Here is a 22763-nt window from a genome sequence, read left to right as displayed (position 1 = left end):
TAGTGTCCCACACATTGGTATTCGTCTTGTTCAGTTTTCAAAGGTCATGCCTCTCACGAGACAACTTCATTAGTTTACCAAAACCTCAAATCTTTGTCAACACTTTTTTGAAAAATTTTTGAAGTTTTTTTGACTTGGTTCGGATGTGCCGAACCTTTATCAACTAACTGTCCCGTTTAAGGAACTCTCCCTTCAGGACTTTCTTAGTATACAACACTACAGCTTTCTTGGCAAGACTTTTTGCTCATTTTTTTAAAAAAAATTCTCAGAGGAACAAATCCCCTGAGTTTCTCTTACTTATGACTCACTTTTTTAGTGATAAAGTCCCCAATAAATTGAATGGTAAAGATCAAAATAATAATCAAGACTGTTGCTAGAATGGTGACATCATGATTGTAACGGTTATAACCGTAGGCAATGGCTACATTCCCCAGTCCACCGGCACCAACTGCACCAGCCATGGCGGTCTCACCTACTAGTGAAATCAGAGTTACCGTTGTCACCCGGATTAAATCGGGTAGTCCTTCGCTCAGGTACACACCAATAATATCTTTGGTCGTTGCTCCGCTGGCTTGGGCCGCTTCAATAACGCCGGAATCCAATTCCGCTAAAACAACTTGGACTTGGCGAGCAAAAAAGGCATAGACAGCAAAGGAAAGCGGAACAAGGGCAGCGTTTGGTCCAATGCTTGTTCCAACAAGGGTTTGCGCTAATGGGGAGAGAACTGCCAATAGGATAATAAAGGGAACGGCTCTAAAAATAGAGGTGATCTTATCCAAAGTCCAATAAACCCATTTATTTTCCAAAACACCGCCTGGTGCTGTTAAGACCAACAAGAGGCCCGTCACAAGGCCCAAAAATCCACCAATTAGGAAAGCATAAAAGGTCATGTAGAGGGTCAAGTAGATGGCTGTACCCCAACCGGCTTGCCCAGACCAGCCCATTTTATAAACATTTGGTAGATAGGTTTCAATACTATTCATCTTATTATCCTTCTTTCAGAATCTTTATACCAACTCCAGACTTCTTTAAGCCTGCATGCGCCTTGCTCAGACTTTCTGGTGTTCCAGAAAGAATCACAATCAACTCGCCTACTGGAGTATGATCGAGAATTTCAATATTTCCAAATAAAATATTGGCTGTAACCTCATAATGCTTGGAGAGATCGTGAATAATGGCTTGATCTGTCGCATTTCCGGAAAATTTCAAGTGTACCAATTCTTGCCCAGCTGGCAAATGACGGACACTTTCCTGTTGGTGAATTTTCCGCAAAGCTTCTTCAATTCCAGTAGCTGTTTCCATAAAGTCTTGGGTCAATTCATTCTTAGGATTGCTGAAAATGTCCAAAACACTTCCTTCTTCTATTAGACGACCATCCTGCATAACCGCCACACGGTTCGCAATATCCTTCACGATTTGCATTTCGTGGGTAATCATAATAATGGTTAGTCCCAAGCGCTCATTCAATTCCTGGAGGAGTTTCAAAATCTGCTTAGTTGTTTTAGGGTCCAAAGCAGAGGTTGACTCATCGGAAATCAAAATCTTGGGATCATTAGCTAAAGCTCGCGCAATGGCCACCCTTTGTTTCTGTCCACCGGATAATTGCGATGGATAGTTTTCTGCGCGATCGGCTAATCCTACCAATTCCAATAGTTCTTTGACCTTTTGCTCCTTGGCCTCCTTGCTCAAACCAGAATGTTTCAAGGCGAAGGCAACAATCTCTGCAGCCGTTTTTTGGCTCATCAAATTAAAGTGTTGGAAAATCATGCCAATTTCGCGACGTTTTTCCCTTAGGGCTTGGGCAGATAGTTGAACATTCCCCTGATCAAAAAAGACTTCATCATCTACCACCAGACGACCTTCCGTTGGCGTCTGCAGTAAGTTGACCACGCGCACCAAGGTAGATTTGCCAGCTCCTGAATAACCTACGATACCATAGATATCCCCCTTGCAGATGTTGAGACTGACCTGATCAACCGCTGTAATCACTTTGTTTTTTTGACTAAAACGAACACCAATATTTTCTAATTTAATGATGGTTTCTGACATCACATACTCCTATTCTCAATCCAAAAGAGGCTGGAACAAAAGTCTAGCCTCATTGACTTTGGTTAATAAAATGCCTTTGACACAGTAACTGCTTGGGGCTAACAGCATTATATGCTGTTAGAGAGTACCAAATCTTGTTTGCGAAGCAAACTCCAATCGTTCGCCTTTTAGGCTCCGAACCCGACCTAATCAACCTTGCGGGGGTGGGAGTAAAAAGATCCAGTGGATCTTTTTAGCATGAGCCTGAAATTAAGAAAGCGAATAAACTAAATTTTTTCAAATTTAGTTCTGTCCCACTCCCAACCCCCTCTCCCTCGGTTTGTTTCATACTCTTGCTTACTCTCTTTATAGGTCGTTCACTTCGACTTGGCTGTGCAAAGAGTAGCCGATTTGTGGCTTACCAAACGGGTTGGTCCAAACCTTCTGAGGTTTCTTCAATGACTTTCTTAACATCATCTGTATGGTAGGCTTTGATCAATTTCTTCAAAGCAGCTGTCTTATCTGATTTTTCCCAGTCACTTTTAGCAGCTAGAATATTGTACCATTGTTGCGAATTGTCATCCGCAACCTCTACAAACAAGGCCTTCTTGAAGTCCAAACCAGCTTCCGATACAAAAGTGTTGTTAACAACGGCTGCATCTGCAGAATCTAGCGAACGGGCTGTTTGGCTAGCATCCAATTCTTTAATATCCAATTTCTTTGGATTCTCTTTGACATTGGCGATTGTTGCCAATTCTTTACCGGACACATCCAATTTGATCAAGCCAGCTGATTGCAGAAGGTAGAGCGCGCGGCTTTCATTGGTCGCATCATTTGGAACGGTGATTGTTGCACCATCTGGAATTTGCTCCACGCTTGTGTAACGGTTCTTGCCATCTTTTGTACCAGAGTAAAGACGAATTGGCGAAATGATAGTATCTGCAATCGCTACTAGATCGCCCTTATTTTCTTGATTCCAGTTATCCAAGAAGTTGTAGTGTTGGAAGGCGTTGACATCAACATCGCCATTAGCGGTAGCAATATTTGGTTGTGAATAGTCTGTAAACTCAGTGTATTCCAACTTCACTCCTTCTTCGTCCAAAAGCTCTTCAATTTTTTCCCAACGTTTTTCTTCCGAATCACTTTTAGCCATCAGACCTACACGGAGGGTATTGGCATCTGAAGAAGAACCTCCCGTATTGGCACAGGCTGCCAAGGTCAGACCAGCTAGGGCTGTCAGACCTACTACTTTCAAGATTGATTTCAATTTCATGAGTAAGCTCCTTTTATTTTTTCTTGCTACTAGAATAACAGACCCACTCCTAGCTGCCTAGTATGGGATTTTTAAGTGCCTTATAAAAATTTTTTATCAAGCCTTGAGAAAAGACTCGGATGACAGATGTTCAAATCTTTTTCATCCGAGTCTAGCCAATCAATTACCAAACAGGCTGGTCTAAACCACCTGAAGATTCTTCAATAACTTTTTTCACTTCGTCAGTGTGGTAAGCCTTGATGAGTTTTTTCAGAGCTTCTGCCTTGTCTGACTGTTCCCAATCCTTTTTGGCTGCCAGGAAGTTATACCATTGCTTGGCATTGGCATCTGGGACTTCTACAAAGATCGCTTTTTTGAAGTCAATCCCTGCTTCTTGAACAAAATCGTTGTTAACAATGGCCGCATCAACCGACTCTAACGAACGAGCAGTTTGACTGGCATCTAGTTCTTTAATATCCAAATTCTTAGGATTTTCTTGAATATTTTCGATCGCTGCAAAGGTATCCCCGGAAACATCCAGTTTCAAGAGACCAGCAGATTGGAGCAGGTAGAGGGCCCGGCTTTCATTGACGGGGTCATTTGGAATGGCAATGCTACCGCCATCTGGAATCTGTTTCACATCCGTGTAACGTTCAGAGCCCCCTTTGGTTCCTGAATACAAACGAAAGGCTGTGAAATAGGTATCCGCAATTGGCACCAAGCTACCCTGGTTTTCCTTGTTCCAGTTGTTTAAGAAATTGTAATGCTGGAAGGCATTGACATCGACTTCCCCATTTTCTGTTGCCTTATTGGGCTGGGAATAATCCGTAAACTCCGTATACTCAATTTTAATCCCTTCGTCTTGCAAGAGTTCCTCGATTTTATCCCACCGAGCTTCCTCGGTATCGCTTTTAGCCATCAAGCCTACGCGAATCGTATTTGCATCTTCTTTAGCCGTGCTGGCTGGAGTACAGGCTGCCAGTACCAAGGCTGCCAAAGAAGTAAGTCCCACTAGTTTCAATACCGATTTCAATTTCATAAGCAAGCTCCTTTTTCTTTTCTTGCTACTAGCATATCAGAAGCCCCTGGCCTCGCCTAGTATTGATTTTTTATCTCCCCTATAAAAAGGCTTTATCAAGCTCTGCCAGCAAGCCATAAGAAAAACATCCCAGAAGTTAGGCCTAGGGCTCAACTTTTGGGATGCTCTTATTTAGAAATCTGTATTATTTCTCAAATGATTTATTTCAACTCTTCAGCTGTTGGAGCATAGTCGCCGCCGAAGAATTCTTTCGACAATTTCGCAAGGGTACCGTCTGCTTGCAATTCTTTGATACGGCCATCAACGAAGTTTTTCAAGTCATCTTGGCCTTTTGCAAAGACTGGGTAAACAAATGGCTGAGCACTTTCTGGCAATTCAATAATTTTCAGATTGTTCAAGCCTTGATTTTTGATGATAGTTTCAATAGAGATACGATCAAAAATCTTGTAGTCTGCTTGACCATCATTCATCCGTGTCATGATTTGCTGGAAGTCTGCACGTGTGTAAGACAAGTTGGTTGGATTGTCTGCATGCTCCTTATTCCATTCTTCCAATTGTGCCGCTGTGTTGGTTCCTTGAACAACCTCAGTTGTTTTACCACCTAGGTCATCCATCGACTTGATACTTTCATCATCCTTTTGAACGACAAGGACGTTAGGATTTTTAGCAATAGGGTAAGCGTAAAGATACTTGTTAGCACGCTCTTCTGTATAAGAAATGTTATTGACAGCCATTTGGTAGCGGTCACTATCCAACCCTGCAAAAAGACTAGACCATTCTGTCTTTTCAAATTCAAGGTCGTATTTATCAGAGTCTTTGAAGATAGCTTTCACAACTTCAATCTCGTAACCCGTCAACTCCCCCTTTTCATCTTCATAGTTAAATGGTTTTGGTGACGCATTGGTAGCTACGCGGACAACTTCCTTCTTTGCTGCTTCAGAAGAATCTGAGCCATTGTTCGAGCAAGCTGCAATCACAAGGGCAGATGTTGCAAGAAGAGCAAGGGAAATAATTTTTTTCAGTTTCATGAAAAACCTCCTTCTAGTTTCTATTTAAGATACTAGCAGAAAACAAGGGAAATTGCTACTAGCTTGAATTGCAAAAGAGGCTAGGACAAAAGTCTAGCCTCGATTATTTTAGTTAGCGAAATGACTTTGACGCAGTAGCTGTTTGTTCTCTTCGTTCGCTTTTCAAGTTCGGAAGAGAACCTTTTCAACCCGAGCCTAAAATCAAGAAAGCGAATCAACTAAATTTTTCAAATTTAGTTCTGTCCCACTCCCTTGAAAATCTTTAAAATCCTTCAACATTAGTGTAAACTTTTTGGACATCTTCATCATCTTCCAAAACGTCTACCAATTTTTCAAACACAGCTAAGTCATCACCGTCCAATTGCACCTCAGATTGGGGAATCATTTCCAGTTCGGTTACTTGGAATTCCGCAATTCCCTCAGCCCGCAAGGTTTCAACCGCCTTGTGCAGATCTGTTGGAGCTGTGTAGACAGTGATGCTGCCTTCTTCTGCTTCAACGTCATCCACATCAACATCTGCCTCTAGCAACAACTCAAAAACCGCATCGGCATCCTCACCTGCAAAGACAATCACACCTTTGTTGTCAAACAAATAGGAAACAGAACCACTGGCTCCCATATTTCCACCATTTTTACCAAAGGCTGCACGGATATTCGCTGCAGTCCGGTTCACGTTAGAAGTCAAGGTATCAACAATCAACATTGAACCATTAGGTCCAAACCCTTCATAACGCCCTTCTGTAAAGGTTTCGTCCGTATTCCCCTTAGCCTTATCAATCGCCTTATCGATTACGTGCTTCGGAACCTGTGCTTGCTTAGCCCGGTCCACAACGAACTTGAGCGCCGCATTCAACTCAGGATCTGGCTCTCCTTTTTTCGCTGCCACATAAATCTCAACACCAAACTTAGCATAAACTTTTGAGTTCGCGCCATCTTTAGCTGTCTTTTTTGCCACAATATTGGCCCATTTACGTCCCATGTTTTTCTCCTTTTATTACTGCATTCACGCGTTATTATATCACTTTCCAAAAGCTGACGCAAAAAGAATTCATTCCCCACCCCATTGGAGGGGAACCCGTCCGAAATTTTGTTGGCCAATGCCCGCTTGTCCGAGGCTATAAATCTGATCCGCCTTCTGCGTCAGAGCATCCCAGGGCTCTGCTCCAATCCGAGTCACCCAGTTAACCTGCTTTTTCAAAAGCGCTAGGTGTTGGCGCCCCCGGCTGGAAAAGCCCAACACACGCAAACTTTCGGGTAAGGGAGCTTCTTGCGCTCCGACCAAGACATAGGTCAAGATACGCCGTACCCGAGCCTTGGTGAAGCGCTTGGTCGCGACCGCTGCGACCAACTCCTCGACCGAGTCCACCTGCCCAACTGCCCCCAACAAGCGCTGGGCTACTTCTTCATTAACCTGGTAGATATCCTGCAGATTGGGATGGCTGAGAATCTGGTAGCGAACCAAGGGCCAATACAAAGACCAATCTTGCTGCGGCACCGTTGCCAAAAGATCCGCTACCGGACTATGTTGTTGAACAAAGGCCTGGTCCGCCCGGTGATGGCGAAGAGCTGTCGCTGAGGCATAGCTTTGGTCCTTGGCCAGGGAATGAAAACCTGCTCCTTGGCGTTGGATAGCCTTCAGGGTCAGATTCGTCTCAGCAGCAGCCTTGGTATAGGCCAGGCCAAGAATATGGTTGGGGCTTTGGCCGGTAAAGGTCAGCCCCAAAAACTGCTCCCAAGCAGCCTGGCTCTTTTGAGGAAAGGACAGAGAGTTGGGAAGTTGGTCCATGTAGGCGGTCATTTCAGCCGCCCGAGCTTGATAGGTCGCTAGCAAGGCATTGTAGTCCCGAACCTCCTCCGTTCCAAAAACCAGCTCCTCGACTCCAGCCCGAACCAAAATATCCACCGCTCCAGCGGCAAAGAAATCAGCCGCTTGAACACTGACTAGAAAGGGCAGTTCCAAAACCAAATCAGCTCCCTGCGACAAGGCCATTTGGGCCCGAACCCATTTGTCAACAAAGGCTGGCTCTCCCCTTTGCACAAAGTTACCTGACAGGGCCACGATTTTAAGCCCCTCCATCTGATCCAAGAGGTAACGGTGGCCATTGTGGAAGGGATTAAATTCAGCAATTACCCCACTAATTTTCATGGTTTCTCCGCCACGAAGAACCACCGCAAGCTCTTTTCATCTGGAGCTTGATTGGTAAAATCGGCATAGACTTGGATATTGGTAAAGCCTGCCTGCTCTAACAAGATTTCATAGGTTAAAAGTTCGTAAGTCCTTTCCTCATGTACTTCGTCCTTGCGAACAAAGCGCCCATCTTCTTCTTTCAAAAAGAAGGTTAATTCATGGACAATGGAGTAGGGAGGATCATCTGGGTAGGAATCCCATACAAAGGCGAAATCTTCCGCATTCTCATGATGGCTGTAGCCTGGATAAACTTCCTCCATTTGGTAAATGGAATGAACATCAAAGAGGAAGCGACCGCCAGGCTTGAGAACTCGGAAAACCTGCTGGAAGGCATCGCCTACCTCTACTTCATCCTCCAGATAACAAATCGAGTCGGAGTAGCAGGTCACCGCATCCACTGGCTCCAAGGCTGGTAAATCGAGCATATTCCCTTGAATAAATTCCAGTTGGCGGCCGGCTTTTCGAGCCCGTTTCTGGGCTAACTCAACCATCTCCGGACTCAGGTCCAATCCCTTAATACGGTAACCAGCCTGGTCCAGCTTGAGCGATAGAATCCCCGTCCCACAGGCCAGTTCTAAAATATCCTTTGTGTCTGGTACCAGATGATTCTGAGTAAAGTCCAACCACTGGTCATACAGTTGGTCATCCATGATAGCATCATAGACGCCTGCAAATGTTTCATACGTTGTCATCAGTTACCCCCATAGTAAAAAAGAGGACGAGCGGAATCGACTACCATCAACACGAGTCTTTCCCAACACTGTCCTCCTCTCTTCCTTTAATCTACAAAGCTGGAAATGTCAACCATTTCTGCTTCATGCCAAAGTTTTTCTAAATTGTAATCATTGCGGACTTCCTCGGAAAAGACATGGAAGACAACTCCTCCCAAATCCAAGAGAACCCAACCACTGGCTACATGGCCTTCAAGGGGTCCGACTTCTAAACCAGTTTCTTGAGCCTTTTCACGAACATTATCCGCAATGGCTTCCAGCTGACGGCTATTCATCGAGCTAGCAATCACAAAATAATCTGTCACACTGGTCAAGTTCTGAACATCTAGGGCTACGAGGTCTTCAGCTCGTTTCTCGTCAGCAGCCTTGACCACCAGTTCTAATAATTGATTTCCTTCCATTGTTTACCTCTCTAAAAAGTGTCTGTATGCATTGTAGGTTTCCAAGGTTTGGGGATAAATCGGAATTCCTTTTTTCGCTAAAAAGGCCAGGGTTTCCGCAGTTTCGTAGGCCACTCCTTCTTCTAGAGAAGAATAGGCCAGGCGTCTCGCTTCCTCAACTCCTGGAAAATTCCGATCGGCTTCAATATAATCCGCCAGATACAGAATCATATCTAAGGGGGACATGTCAGCCTTCCCAATGGTATGAACCCGAATCGCGTCCAGGATTTCCTCATCTTCCAAACCGAGCTCGTCCTGGATGGCATAAATTCCAAGGTAACCATGCCAAATATTATTGCCCCACTGGAGCAGGTCTGGATCCAGCCCACGCTCCGCAATCAGTGTTTGGAAGTAAGCGTCAGGTTTTTCCTTGGCATAGTCATGCAGCAGACCTGCTAAACCGGCCTTGACCGGGTCCTGGCCATAGGCCTGGGCCAACTGAATGGCCGCCTGCTCCACATTCAGAACATGTTGGAAACGATGGGGACTCAGGGTCTCCTGTAAACGTTCCAGTAAGTCTGCGCGTCCCAAGGACAGGTAGGTTTCATAGGTCATTTATATAAGCCCTCACGTTTGATATACTGCCAAACCAGTTCTGGCAAGAGGAAGTTCGGCTCACGGCCAGTCGCAATAAAATCACGAACCATGCTGGAAGAAATATCCATGAGCGGCACATCTACCCAGATTACTGGATAGGAAGTTCCAGCCTTGTATTTTGGCCGTTGAACGCCCACAAACTGAACCAATTCCAAGAGCTCATCAATCCGGTGCCACTTGGGGAGGTACTCCACCATGTCCGCTCCGATAATAAAGTAATAATCGGTATCAGGATTGGCTTCTGTTAGGATTTTCATACTATCATAGGTGTAGCTAATCCCCTTGCGGTCCAGTTCCAAACGTTCAATTCCCAAACCTTCTTTTCCATTAAGGCCCAATTCCAACATCATCAAACGGTGGTGCTGGTCAATGGTCTCTTTTTTATCCTTGTGGGGCGGGAGAAACTCTGGCATCAGCAGGACCTGATCCAAGCTCAATTGCTGCCGCACCTGATCCGCTACTAACAGATGGGCATTATGAACAGGATTAAAATTCCCGCCCAAAATCCCGACTTGTTTGCGTTTCTTTTCTGGTAAATCCGGTTGCAGGGCAACCTTGGTAAAAGGTGTGACTAATTCGAGTGCCATCGTTTCTCCTTGTTATACCTCACGAACTTTAATGGATAATTTACGGTTTTCTTTTTTAGCCGAAGGCTTGAACAGAATCAAGATCCGACCAATCTTTTGGACAGTGTCCAAACCAATTTCTTCTTCCAAGGTTTCTGCAACATCATGGATATTTTCATCCGTATTTTGCAAAAGAGTGACTTTGATCAATTCACGCGCATCCAAGGCATTGCGGATACTAGTTTTAATCTCATTGTTCAAGCCATTTTTGCCAATCTGGATAATCGGTTTCATATGGTGAGCTTCTGCTTTCAGAAAGGCTCTTTGTTTACTTGTAAGTGACATAATTTTCCTTTACTCCATTTATTTCAACTGCAAACGCGATAGGATCAAATAATCGCTGGACGCACCAAAACCGCCACTCCTTCTGGAGCCCAGGCAACCAGCCGTGCAGCTTCCGGAATCCGAATCCATCCCAAACCGGAAATAACCACATCGCTTTTCTCTGTAATGGTCAAAGGATGGGGAACCAGTTTTGAGAAGGATTCCAAATCTTTCTGGCGAGGTGGCTGCAAGAGGTCACCTACATGTTTGTCATAAAAGGCATCTGCTCCAGCCAGTTTGGTCCGGTGGATCTTCAGTTCATTTTCAAAGTAGGCAGTAAAACCTTGGCGCTGACCAGCCTCAAAATCTAAGCGAGCCAAGCCTCCGAAAAAGAGGGTCTGCTCGGGATTGAGCTGGTAGGTTTTAGGTTTTAGTTCCTTTTTGGGACTGACCAACTTAAGGTCCTTGCCTTCTAGGTAGTGGGCCATCTGGTAGCGGTGAATGATTCCTGGCGTGTCATAAATGAAGCGGCCATCCTCTAGTGGAATTTCGATCTTATCCAAGGTCGTTCCAGGGAAACGACTGGTCGTAATCACATTCTTATCCCCAGACAATTCCTGAATAATGGCATTAATCAGGGTCGACTTCCCAACATTGGTCACCCCGACCACATAGACATCCCGCCCTTTCCGATAGCGGTCGATTTTCTCAATCAAGTCCTTGATGGCATCCTTGTTTTGGGCACTGGTTAATTGCACATCAACCGGCCGCAGCCCTTCTTCGTGGGCCCGCTCTGTTAACCACCGTAACAACTTCTTGTCCTTGACGGACTTGGGTAGGATATCCTTCTTGTTTCCCACCAGTAAGACATCATTCCCAGCTACAAAGCGAGATAGGCCGGGGATCACCGAACCATTAAAGTCAAAAATATCAATGACATTGACTACCAGGGCATCACTGTCGCCAACTTCATGCAAGAGGCGGAGGAAGTCCTCATCCGTCATCTCCACATCACTGATTTCATTATAGTGGCGAAGGCGGAAGCAGCGTTGGCAATAGAGTTCTCCACTTGCCAAGCCTTTTTCCAAGGCCGCTGGCGGTGTGTATCCTGCTTTTTCCTTCTGCTCGGTTTGAATTTCGGCACCACAGCCGATACAAAATAGTTTTTCCTGCATTTACAATCCTTTGTGAAATTTCATAGGGCCATACTTGGCTTCTAGCTTTTTGAGCACCTGTCGCTCACGCGCCCGATTAAACTTGGTATTGATGGAATCATGTTGCACCAAGGGCTTGACCAGAATCGAGCGAATCCCAGCACGATGGGCTGCCCGAATATCGGTCATCAATTGGTCACCAACCATCACAACCTTGGAGCGGTCTACCTTGAGCTTGGCTAAGGCACGATTGATTCCAAAGGCAAATGGCTTCAAAGCCCAGTAAACAAAACCAATCCCGAACCTCTCCACAGCCCGCGTCACCCGCCTTTTGGTATTATTGGACACCACCATAATCTGAATACCGGCATCCTGAACCTGATGCAACCAATCTTTCATTTCGGGTGTTCCATCTGGGTTGTTCCAAGCAATCAAGGTATTGTCCAAATCAACCAAGACCGCCTCAATTCCCAGCTTTTTCAAATCTTCTACTGCGATATCATAGACCGCCTCTACCGTGTAATTCGGTTTATACTGCTCAATTGACACAAGCTACTCCATTTTCCACTATACTAGTCTTCATTATACCATATCCCCTTCTTTTGCTTCAAAAGGAAAGCCAAGCCGACCATAGGCCTTCCACAAGGCCCAACCCGCGACCACAAAGGCCGTAAAATCAGCTAGGGGCATCGCATAGGCTAGTCCCGCGACCCCGAAAAAGCGGGGCATAAGCAAGAGGAGGGGCAAAATGAGACCCAATTGCTTGAGTAGAGAAATCTTGGCCCCTATCTTGGCCTGGCCGATTGCTGGGAAATAGGTGGCAGAAAAAATCTGCACCCCATTGACAAAGGAAAAGAGGAAGAAGGCCCGCATATAGGCAATGCCAAATTCAAAATAAGCGTGACTGCCCGATCCAAATAGGGCTAAAAACTCATAGGGAAAGGTCTCAAAAGCGGCCCAGGTCCCAAAACCAATCACCGATACCCAAGCAATGGCAATGCGAATCGTTTCCCGCACCCGACCCCAGTTCTGAGCGCCATAGTTAAAACTTAAAATTGGTTGGGAGCCCTGAACAATCCCGATAATCAGCGAAATCATAATGACATTGATTTTGGATACAATCCCTGCCACCGCGATTGGAATCTCACTGCCATAAATCGAGCTTTCTCCATAAAAACGCAGGGATTGGTTCGTCACAATCTGCACCAAGAGGTTGGAGGATTGAAAAATAAAGGAAGCCATCCCCAGCGAGGCAAAAGATCGTACCAAAGCCCCCTGCAAACGGAAGTCCTCCCGCTGCAGACGCACGCTTTTAAAACGTGGGAGATACAGGGCCAAGATTAGAGCCGAAACAAATTGTCCCAAAACCGTAGCCCAAGCAGCTCCCGCCATGCCCCAACCAAAGCTAAAGATAAACAGGGGATCCAACAGGGTATTAACCACCGCCCCAGAAATAATAGCCATCATGGAATAGGTCGAAGAGCCATCCGCCCTCACCAGGGGATTAGAGCCAATCGCAAACAATAAGAAGGGAGCACCCCAAATCGATACACTGGTATAGGTCAAGGCTAGGTCATAGATACTTTCTGTCGCCCCAAAGAGTGTCAACAAGGGCCCCAAGAAGATCTGTAACACCAGACACAGGACTACTCCCGCCACAACCAAGGTCGTAAAAGCATTCCCCAGCACCTTCTGGGCTAGGGCCTGTTTCCCTCGCCCCAGCTCCAAATTAAAACGAGCTGCCGCCCCCAGGCCAATCATCAAACCCAAGGCCAAACACAGGGTGGTCACAGGAAAGGCAACATTGGTCGCCGCATTTCCCAGATAACCAATCCCTTGGCCAATAAAAATTTGATCGACGATATTGTAAAGAGCGTTGACCACATTGGCAATAACTGCTGGAATGGCCAACTGTCGTAAGAGAGACGAAATAGAGGCCGTCCCTAATTTATTCTGTTCCATACAAATTCCTTTCGTATAGCTGTCAAATAGCTCTTACAGACAAACACTAGGGGGCCTCTAAAAACCTCAGTTTTTCTTCAAATTGAATCACTCAAACCTTGATAAATCAACATTTAGATTTTCAGAAATTTAGTTTTTAGAGGTCCCCACTAGTATCAAGTTCATCCTAATACTCATTGAATTTCACAATCTGACCTTGCCAAGCCTCCTTAGTGATAAAGAAAAAGCGAAAAAGTACTAAAACCAAGAGAAAGGCCGGGACCTCCAAAACGTGTCTCGACCTTTTTCTAACTCGTCTGCTACTCTTCTAACAATTTTTGCAATTCTTCTTTCAACAAGGCTTGGGCCACTTGTGGGTTGGCCTGTCCCTTAGTTGCTTTCATTAAGAAACCAGTGAAGGCCTTGTCCGCATTTCGTTTACCAGACTTGAAATCGGCAACGGCTGCTGGTTGATCCTCAAAGACCTGATGAATGATCGGAATTAAGACGGCTGGATCAGAGATTTGGACCAAGCCGGCTTGGTCAACATAGTCACGCGCAGAGCCACCATTTTTGGCCAGATGGACAAAAACTTTTTTGGCAATCTTAGACGAAATTGTTGCATCCGCAATCAAGCCAATCATCTCAACCAAATTTTCTGGAGTCAAGGCAAGGTCAGCCAAGGCCTGATTATTGGCGTTGAGGTACTGGGCCACTTCCCCTTGCAACCAGTTAGAAACTTGCTTAGGATCACCACCCAGGGCCACGGCTGCTTCAAAGAAGTCAGATTGGAACTTGCTAGCTGTCAATTGACGCGCATCGTAGTCACTCAAACCAAATTCAGCCCGGTAGCGTTGGCGCCGTTCCTTTGGAAAAGCTGGTAGTTCTTGGCGAACAGCTTCAATCCAAGCCTCGTCCAACTGTACCCGTGGTAGGTCTGGTTCTGGGAAGTAACGGTAGTCTGCCGCCCCTTCCTTAACCCGCATCAAGATGGTCTCACCGGTTGCCTCATCGTAACGGCGTGTTTCTTGACGGATTTGGCCGCCAGATCGCAGGATTTCGGCCTGGCGTTTGATCTCATACTCCAACCCTTTCCGCACATAGTTAAAGGAGTTGAGGTTTTTCAATTCGGTTTTGGTTCCAAAGGCTTCTTGGCCGTAAGGGCGCAAGGAGATATTGGCATCCACCCGCATCGATCCTTCTTCCATTTTGACATCGGAAATTCCTGTGTACTGGATGATTTCCTTCAAGGCAGTCAAGTAGGCATAGGCTTCTTCTGGGCTGCGCATATCGGCTTCAGATACGATCTCAATTAGGGGAACCCCTTGACGGTTCAAGTCCACATAGGAATACCCGTCACTGCCATGAGTATTTTTCCCAGCATCTTCTTCCAGATGCGCCCGTTCGACACGGATTTTCTTGGTTGATCCATCTTCTAGTTCAATTTCCAACCAGCCATTGTAACCAATTGGCTCATCAAATTGTGAAATCTGATAAGCTTTAGGATTATCCGGATAGAAATAGTTTTTCCGGTCAAAATGCATGTCCCGATGCAGGTCCATATTCAGAGCTAGGGAAGCTTTGATCCCAGCATCTACAACACCCTTGTTTAAGACTGGCAAGACACCTGGAAAGGCCCAGTCAATGATATTGGTATTGGCATTTGGATCCTCACCGAAATGTGCTGGTGCAGGTGAAAAGATTTTGGAAGCTGTTTTTAGCTCCACATGGACTTCCAATCCAATAATGGTTTCGAAATTCATTAGTTGACACCTCCAAAAATCGCAGGTTTTTCTAAATGGTAGCTGGTTGCTGCCTCAAAGGCTCCAGCAGCTTGGTAGAGAGTTTCTTCTTGGAAGTGGTTGGCAATCAGTTGCAGACCAACCGGCAGACCATCCGCAAATCCAGCTGGCAGAGACATACCTGGCAGTCCAGCCAAGTTCACCGGAATCGTCAACAAGTCCGCCAGGTACATGGCAATCGGATCCTCCACACGGCTACCCAAATCAAAGGCTACTGTTGGGGCAGTTGGTCCCATAATCAAGTCATAGCCTTCAAAGACTTTGCGGAAATCCTCCATAATCAAAGTCCGAACCTGGCCAGCCTTTTTGAAGTAGGCATCGTAGTAACCCGATGACAAACTGAAGTTCCCCAACATAATCCGCCGCTTAACCTCGTCTCCAAAACCTTGGCTCCGGGTCTTGACATAGACATCCTCAAGATTTTCAATATCTTCCGCTCTAAATCCATAGCGAATTCCGTCAAAACGTTGAAGATTGGAGGCTGCTTCTGAAGAGGCGATGATGTAATAAACGGCTACACCATAGCGACTGTGGGGAAGGCTCACTTCTTCCACACGCGCACCCAGTTCCTCAAACTTTTTAGCAGCTGCCAAGATCTGATCCTTCACAGCCGGGTCAATTCCTTCACCCATATACTCTTTGGGCAAGGCAATTTTCATCCCTGTCAAATCCTGACCAATCTTGCTGGTGAAATCAGGAACAGCCAGCGGTGCAGAAGTTGCATCGCGTAAATCATGACCAGCCAAGGCCCCCAACAAGTGGGCATTTTCGCGAACAGTCGGTGCAAATGGTCCAATCTGATCCAGAGAAGAAGCAAAGGCGATGAGACCAAAACGGGAAATCCGGCCATAAGTTGGCTTCATCCCCACAATTCCATTAAAGGCTGCGGGCTGGCGAATAGACCCTCCAGTATCTGACCCCAAGGACAGACGCACCTGACCAGCTGCTACAGCAGAAGCAGAACCTCCAGAAGAACCTCCCGGAACCTTGCTTTGATCCCAGGCATTTTTACTTGGTTTGAAATAGGAAGTCTCATTGGATCCCCCCATGGCAAATTCATCCAGGTTGGTTTTCCCAATGACAATCATATCTTTCTTGTAAAGGTTGGAAACACTAGTCGCATCAAAAATCGGCTTGTAATTGTAGAGCATTTTCGAAGCTGCAGTCGTCAAGATTCCCTTCGTAGAAATATTATCCTTGACCGCTACCGGAATCCCGCTCAAGACATTATCCACATCAACTCCCTTAGCATCCAAGGCACGGGCTTGCTCCAAGGCCGTTTCTTCACTGATGGTAATAAAATTACCCAGAGCTGCTTCCCGCTCCTCGATATCCTTCAAGGTTTCTTTGGTTAATTCCTCAACGGAAATTTCTTTCTTGACCAAGAGATCATGCAATTGGTCGATTGTTTGTTCTTGCAGTCTCATGAATTACTGCCCTCCTCTTCGAAAATGGCTGGAACTTTGATAAAGCCCTTGTCTTTTTCAGGTACGTTTTCAAATAACTCTTCTCGATTCCAACCTGTTTGGGCTTGGTCCGGACGAAGAACATTGACCTGGGTGACCACAGAGGAGGTCACTGCCACTCCCTCTGTATCCAATTCATTTAACATTTCAACCATATCGACAATCTTGGTCAGATCCGTCGCAAACCGCTCTGTTTCTTCTGCGGTAAAGGCTAATTTTGATAGATTAGCCACGTGAGCCACTTCTTCATGTGAAATCTTCATTCTATCTCCTTTACGATTACAAGTCATACTCCTACCTAAGGGAGAGTATAAATCTTCCTTATTCTACCACATTTCAAGCCTGAAAAATAGAGGATGGTCGGAAAGCCATCCCCTAGATTATCGGTTAAAAGTTCAATTCTGTTGAAGAGTAGAGTTTTGCACCCAAGACATTTTTCATATGGTCAAGGGCAAATTGGTGCTGCTCCTCTGTAATACTTGCGACTGCGTCCGTCACAATTTCAATCTGATAGCCCTTCTGGTAGGCATCGATCGCAGTGTGCAGAACACAAATATCGGTCAGCACTCCTGTTAAAACCAGAGTATCAACCTTTCGCTCCCGCAAGTAGATGTCCAGCATGGTTCCTGCAAAGGCTGAATAGTAGTGTTTGTCCATCCAAAATACGCGCTCGGAATCCTTGTGGGTTTCAAAAAAAGCCTTCAATGGGCCGTATAAGGTGCGGCCTTCTGTTCCACGAATATTGTGGGGTGGGAAGAGTTGGCTTTCTGGATGAAAGGTGTCGCCTTCCAGATGTTCATCAATCATGAAAAAAACATAGTGCCCATTGTCCCAAGCTTTTTGACTGACAGCCGCCATGGCTTCTGAAATGGCTTGCGCCGGTTGACCAGCTGTTAACTTTCCATCATTTGCCACAAAATCCTTTGTATAATCAATAGATAAAACCGCTTTTGTCATTAAAATTCTCTCTTTTTAATTTCTTCAAAAACATCTGCAATCAAAACCTTCAAGTAGGTCCCTTTCATACCGAGAGACCGGCTCTCAATAATTCCTGCAGACTCCAATTTACGAAGGGCATTGACAATCACACTTCGGGTAATTCCGATCCGATCTGCAACAATAGAAGCTGTCAACTGACCTTCTGTTCCTCCCAATTCTTCCAAAATAGCTGAAACCGCTCGTAATTCAGAATAAGAAAGAGTATTAACGGCCATTGACACAGTTGACCGACGGCGAAGGTTCTCTTCATCAATCTCCCGCTGATGGTTGAGCATCTGTAAGCCAACAACAGTGCTGGCAATCTCAACTAAGATTAAATCATCTTCACCAAAGGGCTCATCATTCCGCCAAATAATCAAGGAGCCCAGACGAATCCCTGTAATATGAATCGGTGCCACTGTTGTCACACCATCTGGATAATTTTCCTTGGTTTCAACTGGATAAATGGATAGAGCAGAATTGACATCCAAGTTGGCTTCTGTTTGATAAACAAAACCAGCCTCTTTGACGTAAACCTCTGGAAGCTTGCGGCTTTGAAAGAAAGCCTCTACTCGGTCAGTATTCGTCTTATAGCGCATAAAATAGCCAAGTAAATCACCTTGGCTATTAATAATACAGGAATTACAATCAATGATTTCCGATAGACGTTGAGCAATCGATGCAAAAGGCATATCATCATGGGATTGCTCGTAAGACTCTTTCAAGATTGAAGTAATCCTTGTCGTTTTTTGCAATAACGTTGCCATAGTTCACCTCATTATTCTCTTCCTATTGTATCAGAATTTTCTAACGAATGGAAATTAATAACGATATTGGGCTAAAAATCGCTCCATTTTTTCTTGGACCTGGGCCAACTCTTCAACCCGTGGTAAGTAAACAATCCGGAAATGATCGGGTTCCTTCCAGTTAAAACCACGTCCATGAACCAGGAGCACCTTCTCCTGCTTCAAAAAGTCGAGAACAAACTGCTCATCGTCTTCAATCTTGTACATAGTCCGGTCGATTTTCGGAAAGAGGTAGAGACCCGCACTCGGCTTGACTGCCGACAAACCTGGAATGGCATTGATCGCTTCATACATGAAGTTTCGTTGTTCATAGATCCGACCACCCGGCAAAAGCAGCTCATCAACCGACTGATAACCGCCTAAGGAAGTCTGAACCACCTGTTGGGCCAAGACATTGGAACATAGACGCATATTGGCCAACATGTTCAAACCTTCAATATAACCCCGAACATATTTCTTCTCACCGGATAAGACCATCCAGCCCACACGAAAACCAGCAATTCGATGGGATTTTGATAGACCATTCATGCTAACACAGAAAAGATCTGGAGCCAGACTGGCAATCGCGATATGCTCCTTCCCATCCATGACTAAACGATCATAAATTTCATCGGCATAAATAATTAAATTGTGTTCACGCGCAATCTGAACCAGGTCCTCCAAGACTTCCCGTGGATACAGCGAACCAGTCGGATTATTAGGATTGATGACAACAATAGCCTTGGTCCGTTCGGTAATCTTGGACCGGATATCTTGCATATCTGGATACCAGTTAGCTTCCTCATCACAGAGATAATGGACCGGCTTGCCTCCCCCCAAACTTACAGCTGCCGTCCACAACGGATAGTCGGGCATGGGCACCAAAACTTCATCTCCATTATCCAGAAGCCCCTGCATAGACATAACGATTAGCTCACTGACGCCATTACCAATAAAAATATCATCAATATCCACATTGGGAATGCCTTTAAGCTGGGAATACTGCATAATCGCCTTCCGGGCTGAGAAAATCCCCTTGGAGTCTGAATACCCCTCACTATTGCGGGCATTCCGAATTAGATCATGGATAACTTCATCTGGCGCCTTAAAATCAAACTCGGCCGGATTCCCCGTGTTTAGGCGTAAAATTTGCTCACCATTGGCACGCATCCGCATAGCCTCTTCCAAAACCGGACCTCGAATATCATAAGCTACATCTTCTAGCTTTTGTGATTTTTCAAAAAACCTCATTCTTTATTCCTCCTTACTGAACCCTATTATACCTTTTTCTGGCATAAAAAAGAATTGGAGTTTCTCCAACCCCAATTCTTTTCCCTTGTCTTCTAATTAACAGGATGCTCTTTCCGGTGGGTCCGCATCCGATCGCGCAAATCAAACATCTTGCCAACAGACGGAAGACTCATGCCCTCAGTCCATTTTTCCCAAGTATTCTGTGTGATTTTCAAAATAACCAAGAGTTCCGCTTCATTTAACTGGTAATCTGATTGAAATGCTGCAATTTCATTGAGAAATTTCTGAGCCCGCTCCAAATCCTCCTGAGTCCACTCCCGTGTGCTCTTGCGTCCCAAGCGACGCTGACGGATTTCTTCCTTACGTTGGCGAATTTCTTCCCGTAATTTCTCTGGTTTATCAGACTCCATAAAAACGACAATCTTTTCAATCGATTTTGGATTTGGATAACTACGGCCATACTTCCAAGAAAAGTAGGTATCCATTGAAACATCCATTTCCTTTGAAAATTCATGAATCGACGCTCCAATGTTCAATCGTAACGCCTCAATATCCTTCACTAAATACTCTTTGTCTTTTTTGGCATATTCGCGAAAATTCGATTCTACCATTTAGACAACCTCCCTAACTATAATGTAACTGTCTAACAGTTTAGCACATTCTTGACCTTTTTAAAAGGGTAATTTACTTTTAAATCAAAAAATTCTACTTTGGAGAGAAGCTTGCCTCCCTCGCTTCGACAGCTTCCTTGACCAAACGGTAAATAACCGCAAAAATGGGCGTAAAGAAAATCATTCCCACAAGGCCAAATAGATTTCCCCCAATCAAGGCTGCCGCGAGGGTAAACAGGCTCGGAAGCCCCACTTGAGAACCAACCACCCGTGGATAAATCAAGTTTCCTTCTACCAATTGAACCAATTGGAAAACAACAATCGACAAAAGGGCCTGCCAAGGGCTAATGGTAAAAATAAAAATTGCACCCAAACCACAAGCCGTAAAAGGACCAATATACGGAATAAAGGACAAGACACCTGCCAAAACCGCTGTCATTGACGCAAAGGGTAAGCCTGCCAAACTATAAGCCGCAAACACCAAAAAGCCAATGATAAAGGCTTCAATCAACTGCCCCATCAAAAAACCATCATAGGTTTCAACCATGACACTCCCTACATAGCGGAGACGATCCCCCACCTTCTTGGGCAGTGTAACAGCTAAAATACGATTGGTACTCGAAGCCAGGTGCTCCTTGCTCCCCAGCATGGCAAACATCAAGAACAAGGCCATCATAACGGTAAAGACATTGCCAACCAATCCCCCGAGATTTCCGGTTAAATTGCCTAAGAGCTGTGCTCCCTTATTGAGCATCTCACTATCGGTGAGATACTTTGAAATATCCTGTAGTTGATCCCGATTCACCAAGCCAGTTGCAGCTAACCAGGAACCAAGCTGGGGCACTGCCGCTTGCACAGTATGGGTTAAACTGTTAACAGAAGTTGCCAGGGTTGGCACAATAATCGCCACGACGCCAGCAAAAATCAAACACAGCAACAGCAACACCAGGAGCATGGCCAAGGGACGCTGTAAACCTGGTTTCACCTTCCATGCTCTCAACTGGCCTTCCAGCTTCTTCATCGGTACATTAAACACAAAGGCCAAGCCAGCGCCAATAATAATCGGAGAAAAGACCCCCATGAGGTAATGGAACCCTTGCCAGATATTGGCAATATAAAGAACCAAGGCGAGGCTAATCGCCGCAAAAGCAATGGCTACAAAAAGCACCTTATTTTTTTCCATTAAGTTTTTCATAACTTACCCATTATAACAGACCACTTTACCCTTGCCAAGGTAATTAGACTATTAAATGCGGTTGCAAAGCTTGGGCTAGGGAGGCGTAACCATGAGCCGTCAAATGCAGTCCATCCGTCGTGAAAGCAGCCCGCAATTGGCCGTGATCATCCAGCAACCCTTCCGTTACATCCAGATACTCAACCTGGGGAAAGGCCCCTGCCAAGGAGGCATAGGCCTGATTCATTTTCCGAATCCCCTCATTAGTCCGCGTATAGAGCTTAGCCCTCGTTTCATCACTTTCATAGACCGGTAAAATGGAAAGCAGCTTGATCTCCACCAGTGGATAGTCGTGTTGCAAAAGGTAGAACAGCTGCTCTAGATTGGCCAAGGTCTGATCTAGGGGAACTTCCTTTCCTAAATCATTCGTTCCAATAAGCAGAAAAACCTTTTCTAAATTTTGACCAAAAAAATGCAGGGAGCGATGCTCTAATAATTGATTGGATTGATAACCGCGAATGCCACGATTAACAATGGACTTGGAGCTCGTCAACAACTCATGGAGCGGAAAATACTCCACAATTGAATCTCCTGCAAAAATAATCTGGGGCTCCTGCAGGCAGAGCGTGTTGAGCTCTTTATAGTTGGCTTGTATTTTAGCCTGTTCCCCCAGTAACCAACTTTCCAATAATTGAACCGCCATTTGTCTCTCCTTTACAGAAAAAAGGGTCTGTCGATGCTACTGTTCGACTAGACCCATAGATTACGCACGTCTGAAGCCCTGATCAAATTGACAATGGGCTTTTGGGGAAAGAAATTCTTCCAAATTTAAAGTAGAGAGATTTTCAAGAATTTGTCCATTTTGAACCACAGCAAGAGAATGGTACTGCTGAATGTAGTCACCACATTCCTCACACCAGCGTTCCTCTCCCTCCTTCCAAAAGGCGGCCATCGTCTCCCCTTCATACCGAATCTCTGGGTAATCCTGTTCATACTGGCTGCACCTATCTTGGAAAAACACGAGGGCTTTAGTATATGTTTCAAATGCTTCTACTTGGACTGTATCATCTTGCCAGTCATCTGTGAACCACCATGGCTCACAGTCACCATATAACTCTACTACTTGGTACATAAACTTATTCCCCTTATTAGAAGATATTATACACAATTTCCACATATAAAGGAAGAATTTGAGCTCAAAAAGAAGGGATTGTCCAATCTAGCACTTGGATGTAAAAAGAGGCTGAGACAAAAGTGGCTCTTTGTCAAGTTGTGTGGAATCCCTGAAAACTGACAGTTTTAGGCTTTTATTATTTAGCTTTTTAATAAGGGTGTTGAGATGGTTTTAACGTCAATCCGAATCCGGCTTCTTTCGAATTTCTATGAGATGCTTTCCCTGTGGTGGGGG

The 22763-nt window shown here is 45.2% G+C and carries 25 protein-coding genes; all 25 read right to left on the bottom strand.

Features of this window, described 5'->3' with window-relative positions:
• Positions 1-293: 293 nt before the first annotated feature.
• Positions 294-983, bottom strand: a complete 690-nt coding sequence (locus E5983_RS03675; protein WP_160332564.1) for a methionine ABC transporter permease — start codon at positions 981-983, stop codon at positions 294-296.
• A 4-nt stretch (positions 984-987) separates the two neighbouring features.
• Entirely contained in the window at positions 988-2049 is a 1062-nt protein-coding gene (locus E5983_RS03670) for a methionine ABC transporter ATP-binding protein (RefSeq protein WP_160332563.1), read from the bottom strand.
• Between the two features lie 397 nt (positions 2050-2446).
• On the bottom strand, positions 2447-3301 hold the full coding sequence (locus tag E5983_RS03665) for a MetQ/NlpA family ABC transporter substrate-binding protein (RefSeq protein WP_160332562.1): 855 nt from the start codon (positions 3299-3301) through the stop codon (positions 2447-2449).
• A gap of 163 nt (positions 3302-3464) precedes the next feature.
• Entirely contained in the window at positions 3465-4319 is an 855-nt protein-coding gene (locus tag E5983_RS03660) for a MetQ/NlpA family ABC transporter substrate-binding protein (RefSeq protein WP_160332561.1), read from the bottom strand.
• A gap of 200 nt (positions 4320-4519) precedes the next feature.
• Positions 4520-5341, bottom strand: coding sequence for a transporter substrate-binding domain-containing protein (locus tag E5983_RS03655; protein WP_237397569.1), 822 nt, complete (start codon positions 5339-5341; stop codon positions 4520-4522).
• A 268-nt stretch (positions 5342-5609) separates the two neighbouring features.
• A complete protein-coding gene (locus E5983_RS03650) occupies positions 5610-6326 on the bottom strand; it encodes a YebC/PmpR family DNA-binding transcriptional regulator (RefSeq protein WP_160332559.1) in 717 nt (238 codons plus the stop codon).
• Between the two features lie 69 nt (positions 6327-6395).
• Positions 6396-7493, bottom strand: coding sequence for a nucleotidyltransferase (locus E5983_RS03645; protein ID WP_160332558.1), 1098 nt, complete (start codon positions 7491-7493; stop codon positions 6396-6398).
• A complete protein-coding gene (locus tag E5983_RS03640) occupies positions 7490-8227 on the bottom strand; it encodes a class I SAM-dependent DNA methyltransferase (RefSeq protein ID WP_160332557.1) in 738 nt (245 codons plus the stop codon). The genes E5983_RS03645 and E5983_RS03640 overlap by 4 nt, the downstream gene beginning before the upstream one ends.
• An 86-nt stretch (positions 8228-8313) precedes the next feature.
• A complete protein-coding gene (gene rsfS, locus E5983_RS03635; protein ID WP_160332556.1) occupies positions 8314-8667 on the bottom strand; it encodes a ribosome silencing factor in 354 nt (117 codons plus the stop codon).
• A 3-nt stretch (positions 8668-8670) separates the two neighbouring features.
• Entirely contained in the window at positions 8671-9261 is a 591-nt protein-coding gene (gene yqeK, locus E5983_RS03630; protein WP_160332555.1) for a bis(5'-nucleosyl)-tetraphosphatase (symmetrical) YqeK, read from the bottom strand.
• Entirely contained in the window at positions 9258-9890 is a 633-nt protein-coding gene (locus tag E5983_RS03625) for a nicotinate-nucleotide adenylyltransferase (protein ID WP_160332554.1), read from the bottom strand. Before E5983_RS03625 ends, yqeK begins: the two co-directional genes overlap by 4 nt.
• Positions 9891-9902: 12 nt before the next feature.
• Positions 9903-10214: a ribosome assembly RNA-binding protein YhbY gene (gene yhbY / locus E5983_RS03620; RefSeq protein WP_160332553.1), complete on the bottom strand. Its 312-nt coding sequence runs from the start codon at positions 10212-10214 to the stop codon at positions 9903-9905.
• Positions 10215-10258: 44 nt separating this feature from the next.
• A complete protein-coding gene (gene yqeH / locus E5983_RS03615; RefSeq protein WP_160332552.1) occupies positions 10259-11368 on the bottom strand; it encodes a ribosome biogenesis GTPase YqeH in 1110 nt (369 codons plus the stop codon).
• Positions 11369-11896: a YqeG family HAD IIIA-type phosphatase gene (locus E5983_RS03610; protein WP_160332551.1), complete on the bottom strand. Its 528-nt coding sequence runs from the start codon at positions 11894-11896 to the stop codon at positions 11369-11371.
• Between the two features lie 33 nt (positions 11897-11929).
• Positions 11930-13309 carry an MATE family efflux transporter gene (locus E5983_RS03605; RefSeq protein ID WP_160332550.1) on the bottom strand — a complete coding sequence of 460 codons (1380 nt, stop codon included), beginning with the start codon at positions 13307-13309 and terminating at the stop codon, positions 11930-11932.
• Between the two features lie 299 nt (positions 13310-13608).
• Positions 13609-15051 (bottom strand): Asp-tRNA(Asn)/Glu-tRNA(Gln) amidotransferase subunit GatB, encoded by a 1443-nt coding sequence (gene gatB, locus E5983_RS03600; protein ID WP_160332549.1) that lies wholly within the window; start codon positions 15049-15051, stop codon positions 13609-13611.
• Positions 15051-16517 (bottom strand): Asp-tRNA(Asn)/Glu-tRNA(Gln) amidotransferase subunit GatA, encoded by a 1467-nt coding sequence (gene gatA / locus E5983_RS03595; protein WP_160332548.1) that lies wholly within the window; start codon positions 16515-16517, stop codon positions 15051-15053. Before gatA ends, gatB begins: the two co-directional genes overlap by 1 nt.
• Positions 16514-16819, bottom strand: coding sequence for an Asp-tRNA(Asn)/Glu-tRNA(Gln) amidotransferase subunit GatC (gatC, locus tag E5983_RS03590; protein ID WP_160332547.1), 306 nt, complete (start codon positions 16817-16819; stop codon positions 16514-16516). The genes gatA and gatC overlap by 4 nt, the downstream gene beginning before the upstream one ends.
• Positions 16820-16943: 124 nt before the next feature.
• The gene (locus E5983_RS03585; protein WP_160332546.1) at positions 16944-17513 is read right to left on the bottom strand and encodes a cysteine hydrolase family protein; all 570 of its coding nucleotides are present in this window, start codon (positions 17511-17513) and stop codon (positions 16944-16946) included.
• Entirely contained in the window at positions 17513-18301 is a 789-nt protein-coding gene (gene codY / locus E5983_RS03580) for a GTP-sensing pleiotropic transcriptional regulator CodY (protein ID WP_160332545.1), read from the bottom strand. Before codY ends, E5983_RS03585 begins: the two co-directional genes overlap by 1 nt.
• A gap of 54 nt (positions 18302-18355) precedes the next feature.
• Positions 18356-19570 (bottom strand): pyridoxal phosphate-dependent aminotransferase, encoded by a 1215-nt coding sequence (locus tag E5983_RS03575; RefSeq protein WP_160332544.1) that lies wholly within the window; start codon positions 19568-19570, stop codon positions 18356-18358.
• 92 nt (positions 19571-19662) lie between these two features.
• Positions 19663-20181 carry a hypothetical protein gene (locus tag E5983_RS03570; RefSeq protein WP_160332543.1) on the bottom strand — a complete coding sequence of 173 codons (519 nt, stop codon included), beginning with the start codon at positions 20179-20181 and terminating at the stop codon, positions 19663-19665.
• 94 nt (positions 20182-20275) lie between these two features.
• Positions 20276-21364: an AI-2E family transporter gene (locus E5983_RS03565; RefSeq protein ID WP_414486760.1), complete on the bottom strand. Its 1089-nt coding sequence runs from the start codon at positions 21362-21364 to the stop codon at positions 20276-20278.
• A gap of 55 nt (positions 21365-21419) precedes the next feature.
• The gene (locus E5983_RS03560) at positions 21420-22058 is read right to left on the bottom strand and encodes an SGNH/GDSL hydrolase family protein (RefSeq protein ID WP_160332541.1); all 639 of its coding nucleotides are present in this window, start codon (positions 22056-22058) and stop codon (positions 21420-21422) included.
• Between the two features lie 60 nt (positions 22059-22118).
• The gene (locus E5983_RS03555) at positions 22119-22487 is read right to left on the bottom strand and encodes a DUF1033 family protein (RefSeq protein ID WP_160332540.1); all 369 of its coding nucleotides are present in this window, start codon (positions 22485-22487) and stop codon (positions 22119-22121) included.
• Between the last annotated feature and the right edge of the window lie 276 nt (positions 22488-22763).

The sequence above is a fragment of the Streptococcus danieliae genome (assembly GCF_009767945.1).
GTDB classification, from domain to species: Bacteria; Bacillota; Bacilli; order Lactobacillales; family Streptococcaceae; genus Streptococcus; species Streptococcus danieliae.
The sequence above is the reverse complement of the archived record's forward strand: the minus strand, read 5'-3'. Positions and strand labels throughout refer to the sequence as shown.